Origin of the sequence: Microbacterium sp. LMI13-1-1.1 (assembly GCF_040815625.1) — a bacterium.
Classification (GTDB): Bacteria; Actinomycetota; Actinomycetes; order Actinomycetales; family Microbacteriaceae; genus Microbacterium; species Microbacterium forte.
This window is the reverse complement of sequence record NZ_JBFPNL010000004.1, coordinates 1-255: the sequence shown is the minus strand read 5'-3', so window position 1 is coordinate 255 and position 255 is coordinate 1. Positions and strand designations below refer to the sequence as shown.

The following is a 255-nucleotide window of genomic DNA, read 5'->3' as shown; positions in this document are numbered from 1 at the left end:
GGTTGTGGGACTTTTCAGTCATCTCTGCCGAGATGGCGGCGTTACAAGATGGTATAGACGAACGGTCTTGAAAGGCCGGTCATAGAGGGTGCCAACCCCGTAGTCGAAATGCCACCCTTGGCGCGAAGAGTATCCCAAGTAGCACGGGGCCCGTGAAATCCCGTGTGAATCTGTCAGGACCACCTGATAAGCCTAAATACTCCCAGATGACCGATAGCGGACAAGTACCGTGAGGGAAAGGTGAAAAGTACCCCG

The 255-nt window shown here is 54.1% G+C and carries 1 rRNA gene; it reads left to right on the top strand.

The window, feature by feature from the left end:
- Window positions 1-255: ribosomal RNA gene (locus tag MRBLMI13_RS18420) — 23S ribosomal RNA — on the top strand; the annotation flags it as partial.